The 24,059-nt window shown below is 39.6% G+C and carries 18 protein-coding genes; 17 read left to right on the top strand and 1 reads right to left on the bottom strand.

Annotation, left to right across the window (positions count from 1 at the left end):
• The first annotated feature begins 3 nt into the window (after positions 1-3).
• The 9 genes from RM539_RS13325 (at position 4) to fucP (ending at position 13,009) form a co-directional block, all read left to right on the top strand.
• Positions 4-1,578 (top strand): MGH1-like glycoside hydrolase domain-containing protein, encoded by a 1,575-nt coding sequence (locus RM539_RS13325; protein WP_311503906.1) that lies wholly within the window; start codon positions 4-6, stop codon positions 1,576-1,578.
• 162 nt (positions 1,579-1,740) lie between these two features.
• Positions 1,741-2,670 carry a TIM barrel protein gene (locus RM539_RS13320; RefSeq protein ID WP_311503905.1) on the top strand — a complete coding sequence of 310 codons (930 nt, stop codon included), beginning with the start codon at positions 1,741-1,743 and terminating at the stop codon, positions 2,668-2,670.
• Positions 2,671-2,684: 14 nt separating this feature from the next.
• The gene (locus RM539_RS13315; RefSeq protein ID WP_311503904.1) at positions 2,685-6,218 is read left to right on the top strand and encodes a malectin domain-containing carbohydrate-binding protein; all 3,534 of its coding nucleotides are present in this window, start codon (positions 2,685-2,687) and stop codon (positions 6,216-6,218) included.
• On the top strand, positions 6,219-8,675 hold the full coding sequence (gene galB / locus RM539_RS13310; protein WP_311503903.1) for a beta-galactosidase GalB: 2,457 nt from the start codon (positions 6,219-6,221) through the stop codon (positions 8,673-8,675). It abuts the gene before it with no gap.
• A 12-nt stretch (positions 8,676-8,687) separates the two neighbouring features.
• On the top strand, positions 8,688-9,698 hold the full coding sequence (locus RM539_RS13305) for a zinc-binding alcohol dehydrogenase family protein (protein WP_311503902.1): 1,011 nt from the start codon (positions 8,688-8,690) through the stop codon (positions 9,696-9,698).
• A 10-nt stretch (positions 9,699-9,708) separates the two neighbouring features.
• The gene (locus tag RM539_RS13300; protein WP_311503901.1) at positions 9,709-10,053 is read left to right on the top strand and encodes an L-rhamnose mutarotase; all 345 of its coding nucleotides are present in this window, start codon (positions 9,709-9,711) and stop codon (positions 10,051-10,053) included.
• Positions 10,054-10,065: 12 nt separating this feature from the next.
• Complete coding sequence (locus tag RM539_RS13295) at positions 10,066-10,893, top strand: amidohydrolase family protein (protein ID WP_311503900.1); 828 nt, start codon at positions 10,066-10,068, stop codon at positions 10,891-10,893.
• 3 nt (positions 10,894-10,896) lie between these two features.
• The gene (locus tag RM539_RS13290; protein WP_311503899.1) at positions 10,897-11,688 is read left to right on the top strand and encodes an SDR family oxidoreductase; all 792 of its coding nucleotides are present in this window, start codon (positions 10,897-10,899) and stop codon (positions 11,686-11,688) included.
• Positions 11,689-11,698: 10 nt separating this feature from the next.
• Positions 11,699-13,009, top strand: coding sequence for an L-fucose:H+ symporter permease (fucP, locus tag RM539_RS13285; RefSeq protein ID WP_311503898.1), 1,311 nt, complete (start codon positions 11,699-11,701; stop codon positions 13,007-13,009).
• Here fucP and RM539_RS13280 read toward each other — a convergent pair.
• Positions 13,001-14,047, bottom strand: a complete 1,047-nt coding sequence (locus RM539_RS13280) for a GntR family transcriptional regulator (protein ID WP_311503897.1) — start codon at positions 14,045-14,047, stop codon at positions 13,001-13,003. The genes fucP and RM539_RS13280 overlap by 9 nt on opposite strands.
• Positions 14,048-14,198: 151 nt before the next feature.
• On the opposite strand from RM539_RS13280, the gene RM539_RS13275 reads away from it, so the two are divergent.
• The 8 genes from RM539_RS13275 to RM539_RS13240 all read left to right on the top strand — a co-directional run.
• Positions 14,199-16,295 (top strand): bifunctional aldolase/short-chain dehydrogenase, encoded by a 2,097-nt coding sequence (locus RM539_RS13275; RefSeq protein WP_311503896.1) that lies wholly within the window; start codon positions 14,199-14,201, stop codon positions 16,293-16,295.
• Positions 16,296-16,366: 71 nt separating this feature from the next.
• Entirely contained in the window at positions 16,367-17,647 is a 1,281-nt protein-coding gene (locus RM539_RS13270; protein ID WP_311503895.1) for a sugar isomerase, read from the top strand.
• Positions 17,648-17,660: 13 nt separating this feature from the next.
• Positions 17,661-19,046: an FGGY-family carbohydrate kinase gene (locus RM539_RS13265; protein ID WP_311503894.1), complete on the top strand. Its 1,386-nt coding sequence runs from the start codon at positions 17,661-17,663 to the stop codon at positions 19,044-19,046.
• A gap of 75 nt (positions 19,047-19,121) precedes the next feature.
• Positions 19,122-20,273 (top strand): alpha-hydroxy acid oxidase, encoded by a 1,152-nt coding sequence (locus tag RM539_RS13260; protein ID WP_311503893.1) that lies wholly within the window; start codon positions 19,122-19,124, stop codon positions 20,271-20,273.
• A 124-nt stretch (positions 20,274-20,397) separates the two neighbouring features.
• Positions 20,398-21,816, top strand: coding sequence for a purine-cytosine permease family protein (locus tag RM539_RS13255; protein WP_311503892.1), 1,419 nt, complete (start codon positions 20,398-20,400; stop codon positions 21,814-21,816).
• Between the two features lie 340 nt (positions 21,817-22,156).
• Complete coding sequence (gene kduI, locus RM539_RS13250; protein WP_311503891.1) at positions 22,157-22,993, top strand: 5-dehydro-4-deoxy-D-glucuronate isomerase; 837 nt, start codon at positions 22,157-22,159, stop codon at positions 22,991-22,993.
• A gap of 6 nt (positions 22,994-22,999) precedes the next feature.
• A complete protein-coding gene (locus RM539_RS13245) occupies positions 23,000-23,761 on the top strand; it encodes an SDR family NAD(P)-dependent oxidoreductase (RefSeq protein WP_311503890.1) in 762 nt (253 codons plus the stop codon).
• A 79-nt stretch (positions 23,762-23,840) separates the two neighbouring features.
• A partial coding sequence (locus RM539_RS13240) for a glucuronate isomerase (RefSeq protein WP_311503889.1) occupies positions 23,841-24,059 on the top strand: 219 nt, incomplete at its 3' end.

The raw sequence follows: 24,059 nt of genomic DNA, 5'->3' as shown, positions 1-24,059 counted from the left end.
TTTATGAATCTGAGATATATAAAGTTATTTTCAATATTGTTTTTTCTGAGTTTTATTTCATTTTCCTGTGATACTGAAAATGGAGCTGAGGAACAGCAAACCAGCTCGAAGGCATTTATTCTAAAAGCCAATGATTTTCAGAATTATGCCGAAAAATTTAATAATATGGAAGGGGAGAACATCGTGCAGGCAATTCCGAACGATAGTTCCTGGAACTGGATGCAAAAGAACATTCCGCTTTTTGAAACTTCTCAAAAAAGTTTTGAAGAAATGTATTATTACCGCTGGTGGACTGCCAGGAAACATATAAAAGAGACGCCTGAAGGTTATGCGATCACCGAATTTCTGGTAGAAAGATCTTATGCAGATAAATTCAACCTCATTAGCTGTGCGCTAAGTCATCATATCCACGAATTTCGATGGCTGCACAATAAAGATTATATAGATCAGAACGTGCATGTATGGTTCAGGGGGAATGAGGGTGAGAATATGGAAAAATTAAGGTCCTTTAGCAGCTGGACTGCTTCGAGCCTTTATGATAAATATTTGGTAGACCAGAATGAGGAATATTTACTGGATATGTTTCCAGATCTGGTAGAAGAGTATAAAGCCTGGGAAGGGGACCGTCGCAGGGATGATGGTCTTTTCTGGCAATACGATGTTAAAGATGGAATGGAAGAATCGCTAAGTGGTGGTCGCCATGTTAAAAATGCACGGCCCACTATAAATAGTTATATGTATGGAAATGCCAAGGCTCTTGCTGAAATGGCAAGGATGAAAGGTGACGAGGAGCTTGCTGCGACCTTTGAAGCCAAAGCGGATACTTTAAAGCAACTGGTTGAAGAAAAACTGTGGAATGCAAAAGATCAGTTTTTCGAGACTTTTACTGAAAATGATACCTGCGCGAATGTTCGGGAGGCAATAGGATTTATTCCCTGGTATTTCAATTTACCAGATGAAAATTCTAAATATAATGAAGCCTGGAAACAGGTGAAAAATGAGGAAGGTTTTCTGGCGCCTTTCGGTTTGACCACAGCGGAAAGGAGAAGTCCGCGCTTTAGAAGCCATGGTACCGGCACCTGTGAATGGGATGGTGCAGTATGGCCTTTTGCAACCTCACAAACAATGACTGCCCTGGCTAATTTTATGAATAATTATGATCAGGATATTGTAGAGAAGGAAGATTATTATCAGCTAATGGATCGATATGTGGAATCACAATATTACAGAGGCCGTCCTTATATAGGAGAATATCTTGATGAATCCACCGGATACTGGCTAATGGGAGATCGTGAAAGGAGTCGCTATTATAATCATTCTACTTTTAACGATCTTGTAATTACCGGGCTGGTTGGATTAAGACCAAGAGCCGATGAAAAAATTGAAGTAAATCCTTTAGTTCCGGAAGATCAATGGGACTATTTTTGTCTGGATAATGTGCTTTATCATGGGGATATTCTTACTATTATCTGGGATAAAACCGGCGATAAATACAATAAGGGTAAAGGGCTGAAGATTTTCAGAAACGGAGAGGAAATTGCCTCGTCAGAAAATCTTGGCCATCTCATTTCTTCCTAGATTTTTTAAATTCAGCACATTATTTAAAACTAATTCTGGCTAAATCTATCTATGCACGATCCTGGTTGTATCGCTTCGGGATAGTACAGGATACTAAATTCCTGTTAAAAGGATATTTTTCAAACTGAATATCTTAATTCGAGAAGAGTAATTTATAATTCGATGAGTGAACAGTTTGAAAAGAATACAGCCAGAAGGGATTTTATAAAAAAAACTGCTCTGGGTTCGTTGGGGGTTTACCTTGGCTCATCGTTTATTTCAGCAAATGCTTTTTCGCTTCACAGATTAAAAGAAGAACGATACAAAATAGCAGTTTGTGACTGGATGATCTTAAAAAGACAAAAATTAAGTGCCTTCAGTTTCGCAAATGAACTCAATGCTGATGGAATCGAGATGGATATGGGCGGGCTGGGTGATCGCGTAACTTTTGACAATAAGTTGGGTGATCCGGAAATAAGAGCACAATTCCTTCAGAAGTCTAAAGAGACCGGAGTGGAGATTAGTTCGGTAGCAATGTCTGGTTTTTATGCACAATCATTTGCTGAAAGGCCTACCGTACATCTCATGGTGAAGGACTGTATTGATGTTATGGAAGAAATGAAAGTAAAAAATGCCTATTTGCCGTTGGGTGTAAAAGGTGATATGATCAAATATCCCGAATTGCGGCCTGAAATTGTGAAGCGTTTAAAATGGGCAGGTCAGGAAGTCGGCGAAATAGGAGGAGTAATTGGCGTGGAAACTTCTTATGATGCAAAGGCTGAGAAAGAATTTCTTGAAGAAATAGGATCTCCAAATATAAAGAGCTCTTTTAATTTTGCCAATGCGATAAAAAATGAAAAGGATATCTGCATGGAACTGGAAATACTGGGCAACGAAAATATCGCACAGATACACGCCAGTAATACCGATGGGGAACTTATAGAAAACGATCCGGCCCTTAATATGCCGGCAGTTAAAAAAACCTTGGATAAGATGAACTGGAAAGGCTGGTTGATCGTAGAACGTTCCCGGGATACCGATCACGTCCACGACCGAAAGGCAAATTATGGAGCCAATGTAGCTTATCTAAAATCCGTATTTCAGAATAAATAAAGTCCAAGATTTTTATGATCAAACCAAAGTTGATCTTAAGTATTTTTCTGTTTGCTGTCTTTTCCTGTAAGACGGGAGATACAAAACCAGAAGTTTCTACAACAGATGTGGCTACAGAAGCCCGCCAGATCATTTCCCTGAATGATAACTGGAAAACTGCGAGGGAAGATTCGGGTGTAATAGCCGATACTTCAAACATTATAAACAACAATTTCAACGATTCCGCCTGGGAACAGGTAGAGGTGCCTCATAACTGGGATCAATATTATGGGTATCGCCGTATGAAACACGGTAATTTACATGGAACTGCATGGTATCGCAAAAGCCTGGAACTCGATCCTGAAAATACAGAAAAGCGTCATTTTCTTTTTTTTGAAGGCGTTGGTTCCTACGCAACTGTTTGGGTGAACGGAAAAGAAGTAGGAAGCCATAAAGGAGGCCGTACCACATTTACGATCGATATTACGGATGCGATCGATTTTGGAACTGAAAATATTATTACTGTAAAGGCAGAACATCCGCCTTTTATCGCCGATTTACCCTGGGTATGTGGGGGTTGTTCGGGGGAATGGGGATTTTCAGAAGGTTCGCAGCCCATGGGGATCTTTCGCCCGGTCTCGCTGATCGTTACAAATGATATCAAAATAGAACCTTTTGGGGTTCATATCTGGAATGATAGAAATATTTCTGAGGAACAGGCCCGGCTTTTTGTAGAGACAGAATTAAAAAATTACGGTAATTCTTCAGAAAGTATAGAGATCCTTAACCGCCTGGTCGACGCGAACGGCGTTGCTGTTGCCGAAATTGTGAACAGTTTTGATCTTCATAACGAGGAAGCAGGTAAGACCATCAAACAGGAATTACCGCTAATTAAAAATCCGAATCTCTGGTCGCCTGAAGATCCTTATCTCTACAATCTCGAAACAATAGTTAAGCAGAATGGTAAAATTGTTGACAGGCTTGAAACCCCGTATGGCATAAGGTGGATCAGTTATCCGCATAACAGGAATGACGGTGATCAGCGTTTTCACTTAAATGGCAAACCTTATTTTATTAATGGTACCTGTGAATATGAACATATGATGGGGAAAAGCCACTCCTTTACAGAAGAAATGGTAGAAGCGAGGGTGAGCCAGATGATCGCCGGGGGGTTCAATGCTTTTCGTGAGGCGCATCAACCTCATAATTTAAGATACCAGCAACATTGGGATGAGAAAGGAATCCTTTTCTGGAGCCAGTTTTCAGCGCATATATGGTATGATACACCTGAATTTAAGGAAAATTTCAAAAAGTTACTTCGGGACTGGATCAAAGAACGTAGAAACAGCCCATCAATTATTATGTGGGGGCTTCAAAATGAGAGTACTATTCCCGAGGCTTTTGCCAGGGAGGCTACCAGGATCATCAGGGAAATGGATCCTACCTCTTCTCAGCAGCGACTGGTAACCACCTGTAACGGCGGGGAAGGAACCGACTGGAATGTGATCCAGAACTGGTCCGGTACCTACGGCGGGGACCCGTATAACTATGCGAATGAACTAAAGAATGATCTGCTAAATGGGGAATATGGTGCCTGGCGAACTGCCGATGTTCATACCGAGGGACCTTTTGATCAGGATGGGGAATATAGTGAAAATCGCTTTTCTCAACTTATGGAAATAAAAGTTCGCGAAGCAGAAAAAGTGCGGGATAGTGTGGTAGGGCAGTACAACTGGCTTTTTAGTTCACATGAAAATCCTGGAAGGATTCAGAATGGAGAAGCTTATCGCGATATAGACAGGATTGGTCCGGTAAATTATAAGGGTCTATTTACTGCCTGGGGAGAACCGACGGATGCCTATTATATGTATCGAGGGAATTACGCTTCTAAAAAGACCGATCCCATGGTTTATATCGTATCACACACCTGGCCCAACCGTTGGCAGAACCCCGGAGTGAAGGATAGTATCGTGGTGTATTCCAATTGTGATGAAGTTGAATTGCTGAATGATATGAATGGTAATTCTCTTGGAAGAAAGAAGAATCCGGGTACTGGCGAACACTTCCAGTGGGATAATGTGAATGTGGAATACAATATGTTGAAGGCAAAAGGTTTTGTGAACGGAAAAGAGGTCGCAACAGATGTTATTGTATTGAATAACCTTCCCGAATCACCAAATTTTGAGCAATTATATTCTGAAGAAGAAGTTTTAGAGCCTTCAGAAGATAATTATATATACCGGGTGAATGCCGGTGGACCTGAATTTACCGATAGTTTCGGGAATACCTGGCAGGCAGATGTTCACAAATCTGAAGAAGATACCTGGGGATCAATTTCATGGACCGATGATTTCGAAAATTTACCTGCTTTTTATGCAAGCCAGCGTAGAACCTGGGATCTAATCCAAAATACTAAGAACTGGGAATTGTTCCAGAACTTTCGTTATGGAATGGGTAAATTAAAGTATGAATTCCCGGTAAAAAATGGTCAATATCAGGTGGATCTTTATTTTGTTGAGCCCTGGTATGGTACAGGGGGCGGGCTGGATTGTACCAACTGGAGAAATTTTGATATTGCGATTAATGATGAGGTGGTTCTTAAAAATTTCGACATCTGGAAAGAAGCAGGCCACGATACCGCGATAAAAAAGACTTTTACTACTGAAGCCAAAAATGGTAAACTGGTTATAGATTTTCCAAAGGTAACTTCAGGACAGGCAATTATTTCTGCTATTGCCATTAGGGGTAAAAAGCAAACACCCGCCAGTGCTTCTCCCGGAAATATAAAAGATATTTCTTCAGATAAGATTCAGAAAAAAACCTGGCTGGATATCGGACAAAAGCAATATACTAATGCCAATACTGAATGGACCACTTTACCATATCAGGTGTTTGGAGCTGAATGGTTAAGTTTTCCTGAAAATGAAGAAGTTTCAGGTTCATTTAGTGTAAATGAAAGATCAGGTGTCTACGTGTTATCTACGACAGATTCTCTTAATAAACCGGATTGGCTTCAGAATTTCACCAAAATTGTAGGAAAGGCGATCAATTCAAAAAATGAAGAATATCAGGTATATCTTGACACGATATCTGCTGATGAAAAACTTCAGTTTTCAACTATTGAAAATGCCAATTTCTCCATAGCTGTTATGCCGGCTTATGAAATGGGCGAAGGAGAAGAAGCCAGGCCTTCTGTGAAATTTGAAGCGGAAGATGCGCTTTATGCCGGAGAAAAAACCGGCAATTTTAAGGATGATGATTATGTGGATTTCGGGAATAAAAGTCCGGCCAGCATCGAGTGGGAAGTTAATACCGGCCTGGCTGGTATTCATTTGCTCCGGTTCCGGTACATGAATGTAAGTGATAAACCCATCGAGGTTAAATTTGAAATCATTGCCGTGAATGGCTCTATAGTCCGTAACGATAAGATAACTTTTCCCATACGCAACGAAAAATGGAAAATACTGAATACTACCACCGGCGGGTATATTAATGCCGGGAAATATAAGATAAGGATTTCAGGAGAAAACCTGCAGGGACTTAGATTAGAATCTTTTGAATTTCAATAAATGAGAGGATATTATATAAATACTTTAAAATCAGTTTTAATTTGCTTTTTCGCCTTGGGAATTCTTTCCTGTGAAGATCAGGAAGATCAGGAAGAGCAGAAGGAGCAAGATGGCAGGATTGTTCAAAATTTCAATAAGGACTGGAACTTTCAGTTGGGAGACCATCCTAAAGCAAAAGAAGATTCCATAAATCTTTCAGAATGGAGAACTTTAGAGGTGCCGCACGATTGGAGTATAGAGGGAGAATTTAGCGAAGAACACGCTACTAAGCCCGAAGGTGGCGCATTGCCTGCCGGAATTGGGTGGTATCGCAAGTCATTTCCGGTTCCGGTTGATTGGAATGATCGCAAGGTTTTTATTTCTTTTGGCGGAGTTTACCGAAACAGCGAGGTTTGGATCAATGGCCAATCTGTGGGAAAAAGACCATTTGGTTATATTTCTTTTCAGTACGATCTTACCCCTCACCTGAAGTTTGGAGAGGAAAATACGATAGCGGTTAGGGTCGATAATTCAGCGCAACCCAATTCCCGCTGGTACACGGGATCTGGTATCTACAGGAATGTTTATCTCATTGCTAAAAACAAAGTCCATATAGACCACTGGGGTACTTTTGTGACCACACCGGAAGTGTCGAAAGATAGTGCCAGGGTAAACCTGGAAGTAAACATTAGGAACTCCCAGGATACTGTTAGAAATATAAGGGTTGTAAGTACTATTTTTGATTCAGAAGATCGCGAGATTACTTCTCAGGAGAAGGAACTGGAAATTTCTGCCCAGGACTCTTTGACGGTGAACCACAATTTTATTGTAAAAGATCCAAAAATTTGGGATACAGATCATCCTTACCTCTACACCATTAAGACGAAGATTTATAATGGAAATACTTTAATGGATGATTATGAAACACCTCTTGGAATAAGAGAATTTCATTTTGATGCTGAAAAAGGATTTTTCCTCAATGGGGAACCTACTAAGATCCATGGCGTTTGCCTGCATCATGATCTTGGTGCTTTGGGTGCCGCAATAAATATCCATGCCCTGGAAAGAAGGTTAAAACTTTTGAAGGATATGGGTGCAAACGCCATAAGAACTGCCCATAATCCGCCATCACCTGAAATGTTGAAATTAACAGACAGTATGGGTTTTATCGTGCAGGATGAAGCTTTCGATGTTTGGAAAAAGCAAAAAGTAGATGAGGATTATCATACTGATTGGGATGAATGGTATGAAAAGGATTTAAAAGATATGGTCTTAAGGGACCGTAATCATCCTTCTATAATGATGTGGAGTATCGGGAATGAGATTCGGGAACAATTTGACAGTACCGGTATTTCAATAACCAGGGAGCTGGTTGATATTGTAAAATCTATAGACACAACCCGTCCTGTCACTATTGCCTTAACTGAAAATATTCCGGAGAAAAACTACATTTGGCAGTCAGGTGCACTTGATGTGCTTGGTTTCAATTACAAGCATGAAGCCTATAAGGATCTTCCTAATCGTTTTCCAGATCAAAAATTCCTTTCTTCAGAAAGTGTATCCGGGTTGATGACTCGCGGTAGTTATGATATGCCTTCCGATGAACGTAGAAACTGGCCTCCCGCACATAATGCCGAATTTGATGGAAATGAGGATCTAACCGTTTCGGCTTACGACCAGGTTTCAGCCTATTGGGGTTCAACCCACGAAGAAACCTGGAAAGCAGTTAAAAAATTAGATTTTATGGCCGGAATGTTTGTCTGGACCGGTTTTGATTATCTGGGAGAACCAATTCCTTATCCCTATCCGGCCAGGAGTTCCTACTTTGGAATTATCGATCTGGCAGGTTTTCCAAAGGACATTTATTATATGTACCAGAGTGAATGGACCAATAAGGATGTGCTGCACGTATTCCCGCACTGGAACTGGGAAAAAGGAGAAACAGTAGATGTATGGGCTTATTATAATAATGCCGATGAAGTGGAGCTTTTTCTGAATGGAGAATCCTTAGGAACAAAATCAAAGCAGGGTGATGATTTACATATCTCCTGGCGCGTGAGTTATATACCGGGTACATTGAAGGCGGTTTCCAGGAAAGACGGCGAAACCGTACTGGAAAGAACGATAGAAACTGCCGGAGCCCCTGCCCAGATTGAGTTGGAGGCAAATAAGAAGGAATTGGATCCAGATGGTAATGATATGATTTTTGTAACTGTTAATATTCTGGATGAAAAAGGAACGCTTGCTCCAAGAGCAGAAAATCTGGTAAAATTTGAAATTTCAGGAGGAGGGAAAATTGTAGGTGTGGATAATGGTTATCAGGCCAGCCTGGAACCATTTAAAGCAGAACAACGCAAGGCTTTTAATGGGAAGTGCCTGGTAATTATTCAGTCCAACTACGAAAATGAACCTGTAGAGTTAAGAGCCGTTTCAGATGGATTGACTTCTGAAAGCATTACTATTCAAACTAAAAATTAAACTGAAAAAACTATGAGATATATAGTTTGTGAAGAACCGAATAATTTTCAGTTAAAAGAAAAGGAAGCTCCCACGAAAAAAGATGGAGAAGCATTGCTGAAAGTACACCGGGTGGGGATTTGTGGAACCGATTTGCATGCCTATGCTGGAAATCAGGCTTTCTTTAAATATCCGCGTATCCTTGGCCATGAACTCGCCGCGGAAATCCTCGAAATTGGAGAAAATGAGCAGGGTTTTAAGAAAGGAGATAATGTAATTATCATGCCTTATGTGAGCTGCGGGAAATGTATCGCCTGCCGAAACGGGAAAACAAATTGTTGTGCAAATATTAAGGTTTTGGGAGTACATGCCGATGGTGGGATGCAAGAGGTGATCTCCGTTCGAAATGATTTATTGATCCCGGCCAACGGATTATCATTTAACGAAATGGCAATCGTGGAACCTTTGGCAATTGGTGCGCATGCTATTGGAAGGGCCAATATTCAGTCAAGAGAGAAAGTAGTGGTGATTGGTTGCGGCCCTATAGGAATTGGGCTCATGAAATTGGCCCAAATTGTAGGAGCTGAAGTTATTGCGTTGGACGTTAACAATGACAGGTTGGAATATGCCAAAAAAGATATTGGAGTTGAGCATGCTTTTAATGTTATGGAAGATCCTGTAAATAAAATTGCTGAAATCACAAATGAAGATATGGCGACAGCGGTTTTTGATGCCACCGGGAACAAGAGGGCGCTGGAAAACGGGGGAGATTATATGGCGCATGGAGGAAGGTTTGTGCTTGTAGGTCTCTCTAAAGGAGAACTAACTTATGAGCACCCAAAAATACATGCTAAGGAAACTACTTTGATGTGTAGCCGTAATGCCACGCGGGAAGATTTTCAGTTTGTAATTGATAATTTAAAGAACTTTCCTACGAAATCTTTTGTCACCCATCAGGTCAATTTTTCTGAAATGATTAAAAATTTTGATTCCTGGCTGGATCCGCAGACCGGAGTGATTAAAGCAATGGTGAAATTTTCCTAAATTCGGGTTTATGCAAAAGTTCTGTTTTACTTGTGATCTAAAAAATGATCCAGAATTAATTAAGGAGTACAAAGAGTATCATAAAAAAGGGAATGTTTGGAAGGAAGTACTGGAAAGCATCAAAACCTCAGGCGTTTTGAATATGGAAATTTACCTAATTGATACCCGAATGTTTATGATTATAGATGCTGATGATACCTTCAGTTTGAAGGAAAAAAGACTCATGGATGCTGAAAATGAGCAGGTACAAAAATGGGAGACTATGATGAATAAATTTCAGAAGATACCGAATTTTTCAAATGGTGAAAAATGGATTTTGATGGAAAAAATTTTTGATTTATCAGAACATGGATAATAGTCATATATTATGATAATTGATACTCATCAGCATTTTTGGAAATACGATTCAGTAAAACACAACTGGATAGATGATAATATGAAACGCATCCGGAGAGATTTTCTTCCGGAAGACCTTCAGCCTGTTTTAAAAAGGAATGGAGTGGAAGGCTGCATTGCTGTACAGGCAGATCAGACCGAAGCTGAAAACGATTTTCTGCTGAAACTTTCCGAAGAAAATGATTTTATCAAAGGAATAACTGGTTGGGTAGATTTTAAAGCAAATAATATTGAAGAAAGACTGAATTATTATTCAGGTTTTGATAAAATAAAAGGTTTTCGACATATAGTCCAGGGAGAAGCCGATCCAAACTTTTTGCTTCAGAAGGAATTCTGTGATGGGATATCAAAATTAGAAAACTACGGGTTTATTTATGAAATCCTGGTGTTTCCACATCAGCTGGGAGCGGTTTTGGAATTTGTTAGAAAGTTTCCGAAGCAAAATTTTATAATCGATCATATTGCTAAACCTTATATTAAAGACGGATTTATAGACGGCTGGAAAATATTGATGACTGAAATTGCAAAATATGAAAACGTATTCTGCAAATTTTCAGGAATAATTACTGAAGCAGATTATAAATCGTGGACTTATGAGCAGTTAAAACCTTATCTTGATATCACTTTAGAGTGCTTTGGTCCCAAAAGGCTCATGTTTGGATCTGACTGGCCGGTATGTTTGGTTGCAGGAGAATATTCAGAAGTTAAAAAAATTGCCAAAAAAGCCATTCAGGGTTGTAGTGAGGAGGAACAGCAAGCTTTCTGGATTGGCAATGCGAGAAAAATTTATAAGTTGTAAAAAATGGATTTAAAGCTTAAAGATAAAATTGTGCTTATTACCGGCGGTGCCGGGATTGAAGGAAGTATTGGGCAGACAATGGTTTTTGCTTTAGCTAAAGAAGGAGCTATTCCGGTTATTCTGGATAGGAATGAGCGTGGATTCGAATATGAAAAACACCTTAAGCAGCTGGTGCCTGGAGCCAGGTTCTTTCAAACTGATCTATCAAAGCCTGAACAGATTAAAGCTTCAGTAGAAAAAATTGATAATGAATTTTCCGGTATAGACGTGATTATAAATAATGTTGGGGTGAACGATGGTGCAGGTCTGGATGCTTCTATGGAAGATTTTTTATACTCTATTCATTTAAATCTTATTAGTTATTATGCCACAGTAAAATACGCCCTGCCCTTGTTGAAGAAAAGACAGGGGAATATTTTAAATATTGGATCTAAGGTGGCAACCACCGGCCAGGGAGGAACCTCCGGTTATGCGGCTTCTAAAGGAGGCGTGCTGGGGTTAACCCGTGAATGGGCTGTAGATTTAATTAAAGATAAAATAAGATGTAACGCATTGATAATTGCTGAAAGTATGACCCCGGCCTACAAAAACTGGCTGGAGACTTTAGAAGAAGGAGACGCAAAACGAAAAGCTATTGAAGATAAAATTCCGCTTGAAAATCGCATGACCACACCAAAAGAAATAGCCGATATGGCACTGTTTCTTATTTCTGAAAAATCGAGTCACACTACTGGTCAGTTTATTTATGTAGATGGCGGTTACGTTCATCTTGATAGGGCGTTATTAAAAAAATAATATTTTACTAATGAAAACAGACGCACCGGTAATATCAAAAAAAGTATTATTTCCATTTATTCTGGTTACTTCATTATTCGCTTTATGGGGTTTCGCAAACGATATAACCAATCCTATGGTTTCTGCCTTTAAAAAGGTGCTGGAACTGGATAATTTTCAGGCTTCGCTGGTGCAGCTGGCTTTTTACGGGGGGTATTTTACCATGGCTTTGCCTGCCGCGATCTTTGTGAACCGCTACACATATAAAAAAGGCGTGTTGCTGGGACTTGTTTTATATGTCGTGGGCGCATTGTTATTTTATCCTGCCGCGGCTTATGAAGAGTTTTACTTCTTCCTGGCTGCCTTGTATATCCTAACTTTTGGCCTGGCTTTTTTAGAAACCACTGCCAATCCCTATATTTTGGCTATGGGGGATCCAAAGACAGCCACCCGGCGCCTTAATCTTGCCCAGGCCTTTAACCCTATGGGGGCTCTTGCCGGTTTGATTGTGGCACAAAATTACATTTTAAGAGCTTTACAGTCCGATGATGTGGCGCCCTCAGGAAGATTGCTTTATGAAACTCTGGATGAATCTGGAAGAAACGCAATTCGTACTTCAGATCTGGCGGTGATTCGTGACCCTTATGTCTTTCTGGGATTAGTGGTAATTGCATTTTTTATGATCATTCTTTTTACAAAAATGCCTCAGAATAAGGAGCAGGAGGCTAAGACTCATATTGGGCTGTCTATAAAAAGATTGTTTCAAAACGGCAGGTTTGCCTGGGGCGTGGTGGCACAGATGTTTTATGTTGGTGCTCAAATAATGGTCTGGACTTACCTGTATCAGTATGCGGAGTCTATAGGGATAGATAATGCCACGGCAGTAAATTATGGTATTGCCGCTTTGGTAGTTTTTCTCATTGGAAGGTGGATTGGCACCGCCCTTATGAAATATCTAAATTCAGGTAGTTTGTTGTTCTATTTCGCCATAGGTGCTTCTGTTTGTACAATAGTCACCATTTTTATATCTGGATTTATTGGCCTCTATACACTAGTAGGTATTTCTTTCTTCATGTCCATCATGTTCCCGACCATTTATGGAGTAGCGCTGGAAGGTCTTGATCAGGATGCTAAATTTGGTGCTGCTTTTTTAGTAATGGCAATTGTTGGAGGAGCTTTAATGCCCACCCTGCAGGGATTAATTTTAGACATAGGAGGTACGGGCTATACCGATACCAGAATTCTTGGAGTTCCCGAAGTTAATTTTTCATTTATTCTTCCACTGCTGTGCTTTTTTGTGGTAATGTTCTATGGAAAAACCGTAAGCCGAAAGTTAGACTGAGTTGCGCTCTATATATTTGAAGACATTTTTTACTTTTTCCTTTTTGTTTTTTAAGACCATAAAGGCAGCACTTTCTCCCATAGCTTTAAAATCGGTGCTTATTACCGTAATTCCCAATAAATCTTTTAAAGGAGTATCATTATAAGATATTATACCTATATCCCTTCCAAGTTTTAGGTTCTTCTCTCTTGTTTGTCGTACAAGATTAACCAGATCACGCTCTTGAATTGTTACATATAAATCTTTACTTTGAAGTTCCATGTCTTCATAAATTTCATCAAGTATTTCGAAATCAAACTCATTTTGAATACAGAATTTTCGAAATCCATGCATAATCCTCTTTGGATAAGGATTTACAGATTTGCTGGGATAAACAAGGATCAGCTTATCATATTTTTTCAATTTTTCTAAGGCTTCGCCTAAAGCATAGAAAATATCTTTTTCAAAATCCTGGTATATGGCTCCATAATTCCCTGTTATATCTGGTTTAGTATTATCCAGCATTATTAACTTATCCTTTGGTATACGTTCCACAACTTGAAGAACATCTTTAGTATAACTTAGATGATTAAGATTTTCATCCTTAAAATGAGGCATTATTACATAATAATCATAAAACCCCAGATTTCTTTCTAAGGTCCTTATGAACAAGGATTCTTCACAATGATAAATGAAAAGATTTACATGGCCATTTACTCCTAATCCATTAACAAAAGAATTGTAAATGATCATCTTATAAGTGCTGGGTTTATTGATAAGGAAAAAAACATTTACCTTAGAAATTAAATCAGTTTTAGCGGTATAAAATCCTTTTCCTTTAACAGATATGATAACTTTTTTTTCTTTTAGTACTTTGTAGGCTTTTTCTACAGTATCCCTTGAAAGATAAAGATCTTCACTAAGTTGATTGATTGACGGGATTTTTTCACCAACAGTAAGATTTCCTTTGGAAATATCATCAATAATAGAATCAACTACCTGCTTATATTTTGGTATACGGGAGTTTTCATCTATTTTTATTTGTAAAAGCTGTGTCATCTTATTGCGCATTAGGTATGAGGGTAAATTTAAACAAATAATGTACCGCTGTTAAAAATTATTTAAAATAATAGCAGTATACTACAGGATAGAAGCCTAAATCCTATGTTCTAGATTTGAGATTAAATGCTTTAACCGAAATTTTAGAAAAATGGAAAAAACTTTTCAGTACGTAGACTACCTCTGGGATAATGAAAAAGCTCAGGCATTAGGCGACGATCAGGTCGCTTTATTTTTGTACCGCTCCAATATTCTGGGTGCCGATTTGCGAATCACTAACTACGGAGGTGGAAATACCAGCTGTAAAACCATTGAAAAGGACCCACTCACAGAAGAGGATGTAGAAGTAATGTGGGTAAAAGGATCGGGCGGAGATATTGGAACTCTTGACAGGTCAGGAATAGCAGGTTTATATACGGAGAGATTACGTAATTTAAAAAATGTTTATCGCGGGATTGAAGATGAAGACCGCATGGTAGGCCTGTTCAATCACTGTATTTATGATCTTAATAGTAAAGCCCCATCTATAGATACGCCATTGCATGGACTGCTTCCCTTTAAACATATAGATCATTTACATCCTGATGCTTTAATCGCAGTTGCAGCCGCAAAAGATAGTGAGCAGGTAACCAAAGAAATTTGGGGAGATACTATGGGTTGGGTACCCTGGCAGCGACCTGGTTTTGATCTTGGTCTTCAGCTGGAAAAATGTTTGGAAGAGAATCCCGGAATTCGCGGAATTGTTCTTGGAAGCCACGGACTCTTTACCTGGGGCGATACTTCCTATGAGTGTTATATGAACAGCCTTGATGTTATCGAGACGGCTTCAGAATATATTGCTAAGAAAGTAAAAGAAAAAGGCAGCACCTTTGGCGGACAAAAAATAAAGAGCCTTGCTGCGGAAGAAAGGAAGCAGAAGGCTGCTGAACTGATGCCTCTGCTACGCGGGCTTGCCTCTTCAGAAAATCAAATGATTGGACACTTTACCGATAGTGATATAGTTTTAGAATATATCAACAGTAATGATTTGGAAAGGTTGGCGCCGATGGGCACTTCCTGTCCAGATCATTTTCTGCGAACAAAAATTCAACCGCTTATACTGAATCTGGATACTTCGGAAAATGTAACGAATACAGAAGAAGTTCTGAAAAAACTGCAGCCTTCATTTGACCGGTATCGTGAAGAATACAGAGAATATTATGAAAATTGTAAGCATGATAACAGTCCGGCTATGCGTGATCCTAATCCGGTAATTATCATTTATCCTGGTGTTGGCATGTTTAGTTTTGCAAAAAACAAGCAGACAGCACGAGTGGCAAGTGAGTTCTATGTAAATGCTATAAATGTAATGCGTGGTGCTGAAGCTATTTCACAATACACCTCTCTCCCAAGACAAGAGGCTTTTGATATTGAATACTGGCTGTTGGAGGAAGCAAAATTACAAAGAATGCCTGCTGAAAAACCCCTCTCACGTAAAATTGCAGTTGTAACTGGTGCAGCAGGAGGAATAGGAAAGGCAATTGCAGACAAGCTTGTTGCTGAAGGTGCCAATGTGGTTCTTACCGATCTTACCGAAGAGGCTTTACAACAAGCTTTAAAAACTTATAAAAAGGACCAGGTTAGTGTTGCTATCTGTGATGTAACAAAAGAAGATTCTATTGAAGAAGCTTACAAAAAAGCCTGTCTTGCCTTTGGAGGGGTAGATATTATTGTACATTCGGCAGGATTGGCCATTTCTAAATCCCTTGAAGATACCACGCTTAAAGATTGGGAGCTTTTGCAGGATGTCTTGGTTAAAGGCCAGTTTATGATGGCACAAAAAGGAGTGGCTATAATGAAAAAACAAAACCTTGGCGGTGATATTGTGAATATTGCCAGCAAAAATGGATTGGTTTCAGGGCCTAATAATGTAGGCTACGGAACTGCCAAGGCCGCACAACAACACATGACCAGGTTACTTGCTGCAGAATTAGGCGGTGACCATATTAGGGTGAATACTGTAAATCCCGATGGAGTAATTGTAGGAAGTAAAATTTGGGAAGGAGAATGGGCCGAGGGCCGTGCAAAAGCCTACAACATAGAAGTAGAAGATCTTCCAAAGCATTATGCAAAACGTAATTTATTACAGGAGATTATCCTTCCGGAAGATATTGCCAAGGGTGTATTTGCCTGCGTGGGTATTCTGGAAAAAAGCACCGGAAATACCATTAATGTAGATGGAGGTATGGCAAATGCTTTCGTAAGATAAAATTAAATTAGCCTGATTACGGACCTCACAGGATGTAACTGTGGGGTCTTATTTGAATGTAAGTAGCAAAAATGAAAATAACTACAGATCACCTGTCAGATTTAAATGAAAAGCAGGAAGTTTCTTATACGTCCGAATTACAATTTCTTCGGAATAAATTTTCCAACAGAAAATTATCTTTAGATGAAATAATTAAAAAATTAGCCGATTTCCAGGTGGCGATTCCCAGTTGGGCTCTTGGAGCAGGAGGCACAAGGTTTGGCCGGTTTTCTTACGGAGGCGAACCTGCTTCCCTGGAACAAAAATTAGATGATATTGGAATTCTGCATGCACTCACAAAATCCGCCGGAGCGGTTTCCCTGCACATTCCATGGGATAGTCCCGGGGATGTAAAAGCGGTTAAAGAAATTGCCCAATCTCATGGTATCGTTTTTGACGCCATGAATTCTAATACCTTCCAGAACCAGCCAGATGCAAAAAAGACTTATAAATTTGGTTCTTTAAGTAATACAGATAAAGCGGTAAGGGAATACGCCATTCAGCATAATCACGAGGTAATAAAAATCGGGAAAGAGTTAGGTTCTAAAAGCCTTACCGTATGGTTGGCAGACGGGGCGAATTTTCCTGGGCAGAATAACTTTCAAACAGCTTTACAAAATACTGAAGACAGTCTGAACCAAATCTATGGCAAATTGCCGCAGGACTGGAAAATGTTTATTGAATACAAGCCGTACGAACCTAATTTCTATAGTACCGTTATTCAGGATTGGGGCACTTCTTTTATGCTGGCAAATGCCTGCGGGGAAAGAGCTTATACTTTGGTAGATTTGGGGCATCATCTGCCAAATACCAATATTGAACAAATTGTTGCCACCTTAATGCTGAAGGGAAAACTGGGAGGTTTTCATTTTAACGATAGCAAATATGGTGATGATGATGTTACAGTAGGTTCTATAAAGCCTTATGCATTGTTTCTTATTTTTAATGAGCTAGTCTATGGAATGGAGAATAATCCGCAAAATCCGGGTTTATCCTGGATGATAGATGCCAGCCATAACACTAAAGATCCGCTGGAAGATTTAATTCAGTCTTTAGAAGCTATTCTCATTGCTTATGCCCAGGCACTTCTTGTAGATCAAAAAGCTTTAAAAGAAGCACAGGCAGAAAATGACGTGGTGAGATGCCAGGAAATCCTGCAGGATGCTTACAGGACCGATGTTCGGCCTTTGCTGAAAGCTGCGCGGGAAAAATCAGGTGCAGCTATAGATCCTCTGCAGGCCTATCGCCATCTGGGAATACGAAAAAATCTGATTAAAGAAAGAGGGACAAAAACAAAAGCTACGGGGTTATAAATTTATTTTCAGAATGACAAAAATTAAAGTTACCGCTGTTTTTGATATAGGGAAAACCAATAAAAAATTCTTCTTGTTTAACAAGAATTATAAGGAGGTTTTTCGTGATTATACCCGGTTACCAGAGACAAAAGACGAAGAAGGTTATCCTGCAGAAGATATCCATGAATTACAAAACTGGATAAAATCTACTTTTGATGCCATTCTGGAAAATGACCAATATGAAGTTAAAGCGGTAAATTTTTCTTCTTATGGAGCCAGCTTTGTCCATCTTGATCATGATGGCAATGTGCTCACTCCATTATACAATTACACGAAATCGATTGAAAGTTCTGTGGAAGAGGAATTTTATGGCAAACATGGAGATGAACTAAAATTTTCAGCTGAAACCGCTTCCCCGCAGGCCGGTATGCTCAATTCGGGAATGCAGCTATATTGGCTAAAAAAGAGGCGTCCTGAAGTTTTCAGTAAAATAAAATACAGCCTTCATTTGCCACAATATTTGTCATATTTATTTACCGGAATTCCGGTAAGTGAATATACCAGTATTGGCTGCCACACCAATCTTTGGGATTTTGATGCTGAAGATTACCATCAGTGGGTTTATGAAGAGGAAATTGATAAGATTCTTGCGCCCATTGTGCCTACTTCAGCAAGTATCAATACCTCTTATAACGGCAAAAAGATTAAAATTGGGGTTGGGATACACGACAGTTCTTCGGCATTGCTGCCTTATATTCTCAGCAAGAAAAAGCCATTTTTGCTACTTTCCACAGGAACCTGGAGTATTTCTTTAAACCCTTTTAATTCAGAAAAACTTTCCGAAGAGGATATTCAGCACAATTGTCTTAATTATTTAAGAGTAGACGGAAAACGTGTAAAAGCTTCCCGCTTTTTTATGGGGAATGAATACCGCCTGCAGGTGGAAAAACTTGGAAATTACTACGGAAAGGAATACGGGTACCACCGTAATGTAGAATTTGACCAGGACCTTTATTTAAAATTGATTGAAAAGCCTTCCATTTATTTCAAATTTGAAGGAATCTCTCTAAAGCGTAAACAACTTCATAAAACCGATCTTGAACCTTTTAAAACGTTTGAAGAAGCTTACCATCAGCTTATGATTGAGCTTATGGAATTACAAATTCATACCATTCGAAAAGCAATCGGAAATTCAGATATTAAAACAATATACATAGATGGCGGCTTTACCGATAATGATGTGTTTATGAAACTGATGTCCCATCATTTTAGTGAATTTAAGGTGCTCTCCACGCAATCGCCATTGGGATCTGCATTGGGCGCGGCTATGGTAATTTCGAACAAAAAAGTGGCTTCCAACTTCTTGAAGGAGAATTACCGCATGAAAAAGCTGGTGCCATTATTATTTGTAAAGTGATCCTTTAAAGAAAATGTCTTTACTATAAAATCCTTTAAATTCCGTTGAATTTAATCTAAAAAACTTAAACAATTTATGGCATTTCCTTTTGATACTGAATATCCCTCTATTGAAGCACTGCGTGAGCGTGCAAAAAAGCGTATGCCGCGTTTTGCATTTGAGTACCTGGATGGAGGATGTAATGAAAACATAAATATTTATAGAAATACTGCTGAAATTAGGGAAGTTCAGCTTAAACCACGATATCTTAAAAATTATAGTAAATCAAAATTGGAAACCGAACTGTTCGGTATTAAATACGATGCCCCTTTTGGAATTTCACCTATTGGTTTGCAAGGTTTGATGTGGCCAAATGCCCCTGAAATTTTAGCCAAAGCTTCCCTGAAGCATAACATCCCATTTATTTTAAGTACGGTAACTACCACAAGTATTGAGAGGGCAAGTGAACTTACTGAAGGTCGGGCATGGTTTCAGTTATATCATCCTACGGAAGAATGGTTAAGAGACGATATTTTAAAAAGAGCTGAGGCGGCTGAAGTTCCGGTATTAGTAATTTTATGCGATGTGCCCACTTTTGGATATCGCCCCAAAGAAATTAGAAACGGATTGGCGATGCCGCCACAAATAAATTTTCGGAATGTACTTCAGGTAATGGGTAAGCCTACCTGGGCAATGCAAACCCTAAAACACGGGCAGCCAAACTTCGCCACAATGGAGAAGTATATGAAAAAGGGGATGAGCATCAAACAGCTTGGAAAATGGATGGATGCCACTTTTTCAGGAAGATTAAATGAAGAAAAAATAAAACCATTGCGGGATTTGTGGAAAGGGAAACTGGTATTGAAAGGTGTAGTTTCTGATGAGGATGCTGAAGAAGCGATTCGTTTAGGTTTTGACGGGATTATTGTCTCTAATCACGGAGGTCGCCAGTTAGATGCCGGGGAATCCACCATAAAACCACTTTCTCATATCGCTGAAAAATACAAAGACAGAATTACGGTAATGATGGACAGTGGAATTCGTTCGGGTCCTGATATTGCCAGAGTGATGAGCAGTGGGGCTGATTTCAGCTTTTTAGGCCGGTCGTTTATGTATGGAGTTGGAGCTTTGGGTGATAAAGGTGGTGACCACACTATTGCAATGCTTAAAATGCAACTGCAACAAGTTTTGGAACAGGTTTGCTGTGAACAAATAACCGATTTACCAAAATATATGGTGAGGGAGTAGTAAATTTTAGAATTGAGCAATCCATGATTGAGTAGATATAATTTATCTAACATCTTATAGTAGGTTAGGATGAAAAATTGTGAATTAAAATTAGAGGTAGTATTCTATTAATAAATATAAATCAATGAGCCTGGCACAAGTAGAAGAAGAAGTTATAGAAGAAAAGGTTTCGGGAGAATTCGAACGTGAGCGTATACCGGAATCCAAACTTAAGAGCTGGAAAAGTTTTCTTGGAATGTATGCCGGGGAACATGCCGCTGGAACCGAATTCGTAATTGGCCCCCTGTTCCTAACTACGGGAGTCAGCGCTTTTGATTTGATTGTGGGTTTACTTTTGGGGAATTTGATGGCTGTACTTAGCTGGCGATTTCTGACTGCAGAAATTGGAACCAAATTCCGTTATACCCTTTACTATCACCTTGAGAAAATTTGCGGTACCAGACTTGTCACTGTTTATAACCTGGCTAATGGTTTGCTGTTTTGCTTTCTGGCAGGTGCGATGATTACAATTTCAGCTACCGCAGTGGGTATTCCATTTAATATGGAAATGCCCAGACTTACCGATACCATGCCCAACAGCGCAACATGGGTAATCATTGTGTTATGTATTGGCGCAGTAATTTCTGTAGTGGCTGCAAGGGGTTATAGTATGGTTGCAAAGGCAGCAAACTGGATGTCGCCTGTTATTGTTCTTGCATTCATTGCCTGCGGAATAGTGTCATTAGTTAATCTTGAAATAAGCAGTTTTTCAGAATTCTGGAATATATGGGGAGAAGGCAGTGAGCCATTTCCGGGACAGATTAAATATACCTTCTGGCATGTCTTTTTATGGTCATGGTTTGCAAATGCTGCGATGCATATTGGGATGTCTGATCTTTCGGTTTTTAGATTTGCCAAAAATCCGGGAGCAGGCTGGACAACGGCTGCCGGGATTTATATCGGGCATTATATCGCATGGATAGCTGCAGCTTTGCTTTATGCGGTGTACCTGCAATCCCCCGAAGCCCAGGTGCTATTGAATAATGGTGCGGCACCTCCTGTGGCACCGGGCCCATTAGCTTATAATGCTATTGGTGTATTTGGAATTTTAGCGGTAATTCTCGCAGGCTGGACAACCGCTAACCCAACTATTTATCGTGCAGGCCTTGCTTTTCAGGCGGTGATCTCTAAAACTTCAACCTTTTGGGTTACAATCATCGCTGGAACAGTTGCTACCATAGCTGGCCTTTTCCCTGCTTTTGCTATGAAATTGTTAGATTTTGTTGCCCTGTATGGATTTATTCTGGCACCAATTGGAGCAGTGATTGTTTTTGAATACTTCTTCGGAAAAAAAGCCGGCATTCAATCTTTTTATGCTGAAAAATCAGGAATCAAATTTAATCAGGCTGTATTCTGGGCCTGGCTGATAAGTGCTGGAGTATTTTATATTATCTCCATTCAGTTCGACATTTTCCTCTCTTTCTTAACCTTGCCTGCCTGGTTAAGCTGCGGAATTTTATTTTTGCTAATCAGTAAAACCTATCAGAAGAAATTTAAAAGGTAGAAATTATTAAGTGCGGAAATTTTTTGCGTTTTGACATCATTAACAGGATGGTTCACTTATTTCTGCTTAATTAAATTATTCCTAGTGTTATTTAATGAACATTTACGGAAGCAGTATGCTACAGGATAGACAAGCCTGAAAATTTTCTGTATATTGGAAATATTGAGATTATAAGACGTTAAATAAATCTTCATTCTAAAAGAAAACCTGTTTATTAATGATTTACTTTAGTGTGGAAAATAAGAATTTCATTCTTTCAAAGAAAATTAGAATTTTATAAACTGAAAAATTTGATTATATTCGTGTAATCGATTGCATGTTTAACTAAAAATACATACAAATGACCAACTCAGAATTCAGATACGCACACCATCCGGAGGATGTGAAAAGATATACTACAAAAGAGCTTCGCGAGCACTTTTTAATCCCTGAACTCTTTAAAAAAGACGAGATCAACCTTACCTATTCCATGTACGATCGCTTTATTGTTGGAGGAGTTTTTCCTGTTGATAAAGCTGTAAAATTGGAGACAATAGACGATTTAAAATCTGAAAATTTCCTTGACCGCCGGGAACTAGGGATTATCAATGTTGGAGGTGCCGGAAAAGTAACTGTGGACGGAGAAGTTTATGAGCTTGCTAACAAAGAAGCCTTATATGTAGGACAGGGCAAGAAAGAAGTGATTTTTGAGAAATCCGGGGGCGAACAGCCTTATTTTTATCTGAATTCTGCTCCGGCACATTATGCGTATCCTACTAAAAAAGTGGGAAAAGAAGACGCTGAGGTCATTGAACTCGGAGATGCCAAATATGCCAATAAACGTATCCTGAACAAACTGATTGTAAATAGTATTGTGGAGACCTGTCAATTACAGATGGGAATGACGGAATTAGTTGAAGGCAACATCTGGAATACCATGCCACCGCATACGCACACCAGGAGAATGGAAGCCTATTTTTATTTTGACCTGGAAGAAGGCCAGACTATTAGTCACTATATGGGGCAGCCAGACGAGACCAGGCATATTTTCTTAAAAAACCACCAGGCGGTATTATCGCCCGAATGGTCTATTCACGCTGGTGCCGGAACATCAAATTACACCTTTATCTGGGGTATGGCTGGGGAGAACCTGGACTATGGAGATATGGATAAAGTAGCTGTAAACGAATTGAAGTAGATAAGCATGGATTTATTTAAATTAGAAGGAAAAACAGCACTGGTTACCGGTTGTAAACGTGGAATTGGATTTGCGATGGCCGAAGCTTTGGCAGAAGCCGGCGCCGATATTTTAGGAGTTTCAGCAAGTCTGGAAACAGAAGGTTCCAATATAGAAAAAGCGGTACAGGCTAAAGGCCGTAAATTCCAGGGCTATCAATGTGATTTTTCAGACAGGAAAGCCCTTTACGCCTTTATAGAAAAAGTAAAATCGGAACATCCTAAAATTGATATTTTAGTCAACAATGCGGGAACCATTATGCGTAAACCTGCTGCGGAACATCCCGATGAATACTGGGATAAGGTTATAGAAGTCAATCAGAATTCTCAATTTATCCTCACCCGCGAGTTTGGAAAAGAAATGATTAAAAGGGGTAGCGGGAAAGTAATATTTACAGCATCCCTGCTCACTTTTCAGGGCGGGATTACCGTTCCGGGCTACGCTGCTTCCAAGGGCGCCATTGGCCAGCTTACTATGGCTTTTTCCAACGAATGGGCGTCCAAAGGCGTGCAGGTTAACGCTATTGCGCCTGGATATATCGCTACCGATAATACCCAGGCTTTACGAGATAATGAAGAGCGCAGCGAAGCTATTTTATCGCGGATTCCTGCCGGAAGATGGGGCGAGCCCAAGGATTTTCACGGCCCTATTATCTTTCTGGCTTCTAAAGCCAGTGACTATATGAGCGGGGCGATTCTTACCGTAGATGGCGGCTGGATGGGAAGATAAAGGCCAAAATTGCCAAATTTCGGGTGCCTCTTTAAGAAAGGTTTCCGCGGAAGAAATTAAATGAAGAATAAAACCAAACATGAAGAACGACACTTTTATAACCGATAATTTCCTGTTACAGAATAAATATGCACAGGAACTTTATCAAAAATATTCGGCAGATCAGCCCATTATAGATTATCATAACCACTTGCCTCCCAAAGACATTGTAGAGGACCGTAAATTTGAAAATATCACCCAGGTGTGGCTGGCGGGAGATCACTATAAGTGGCGTGCCATGCGTACTTTAGGTGTAGAC

Origin of the sequence: Autumnicola musiva (assembly GCF_031846585.1) — a bacterium.
GTDB lineage: Bacteria > Bacteroidota > Bacteroidia > Flavobacteriales > Flavobacteriaceae > Autumnicola > Autumnicola musiva.
The sequence above is the reverse complement of the archived record's forward strand: the minus strand, read 5'-3'. Positions and strand labels throughout refer to the sequence as shown.

What these genes read in the sequence shown, in the direction of transcription:
- RM539_RS13325 (WP_311503906.1), top strand. Translation starts at nt 4, where the DNA reads ATGAATCTGAGATATATAAAGTTATTTTCAATATTGTTTTTTCTGAGT.
- RM539_RS13320 (WP_311503905.1), top strand. Translation starts at nt 1,741, where the DNA reads ATGAGTGAACAGTTTGAAAAGAATACAGCCAGAAGGGATTTTATAAAA.
- RM539_RS13315 (WP_311503904.1), top strand. Translation starts at nt 2,685, where the DNA reads ATGATCAAACCAAAGTTGATCTTAAGTATTTTTCTGTTTGCTGTCTTT.
- galB (WP_311503903.1), top strand. Translation starts at nt 6,219, where the DNA reads ATGAGAGGATATTATATAAATACTTTAAAATCAGTTTTAATTTGCTTT.
- RM539_RS13305 (WP_311503902.1), top strand. Translation starts at nt 8,688, where the DNA reads ATGAGATATATAGTTTGTGAAGAACCGAATAATTTTCAGTTAAAAGAA.
- RM539_RS13300 (WP_311503901.1), top strand. Translation starts at nt 9,709, where the DNA reads ATGCAAAAGTTCTGTTTTACTTGTGATCTAAAAAATGATCCAGAATTA.
- RM539_RS13295 (WP_311503900.1), top strand. Translation starts at nt 10,066, where the DNA reads ATGATAATTGATACTCATCAGCATTTTTGGAAATACGATTCAGTAAAA.
- RM539_RS13290 (WP_311503899.1), top strand. Translation starts at nt 10,897, where the DNA reads ATGGATTTAAAGCTTAAAGATAAAATTGTGCTTATTACCGGCGGTGCC.
- fucP (WP_311503898.1), top strand. Translation starts at nt 11,699, where the DNA reads ATGAAAACAGACGCACCGGTAATATCAAAAAAAGTATTATTTCCATTT.
- RM539_RS13280 (WP_311503897.1), bottom strand. Translation starts at nt 14,047, where the DNA reads ATGACACAGCTTTTACAAATAAAAATAGATGAAAACTCCCGTATACCA.
- RM539_RS13275 (WP_311503896.1), top strand. Translation starts at nt 14,199, where the DNA reads ATGGAAAAAACTTTTCAGTACGTAGACTACCTCTGGGATAATGAAAAA.
- RM539_RS13270 (WP_311503895.1), top strand. Translation starts at nt 16,367, where the DNA reads ATGAAAATAACTACAGATCACCTGTCAGATTTAAATGAAAAGCAGGAA.
- RM539_RS13265 (WP_311503894.1), top strand. Translation starts at nt 17,661, where the DNA reads ATGACAAAAATTAAAGTTACCGCTGTTTTTGATATAGGGAAAACCAAT.
- RM539_RS13260 (WP_311503893.1), top strand. Translation starts at nt 19,122, where the DNA reads ATGGCATTTCCTTTTGATACTGAATATCCCTCTATTGAAGCACTGCGT.
- RM539_RS13255 (WP_311503892.1), top strand. Translation starts at nt 20,398, where the DNA reads ATGAGCCTGGCACAAGTAGAAGAAGAAGTTATAGAAGAAAAGGTTTCG.
- kduI (WP_311503891.1), top strand. Translation starts at nt 22,157, where the DNA reads ATGACCAACTCAGAATTCAGATACGCACACCATCCGGAGGATGTGAAA.
- RM539_RS13245 (WP_311503890.1), top strand. Translation starts at nt 23,000, where the DNA reads ATGGATTTATTTAAATTAGAAGGAAAAACAGCACTGGTTACCGGTTGT.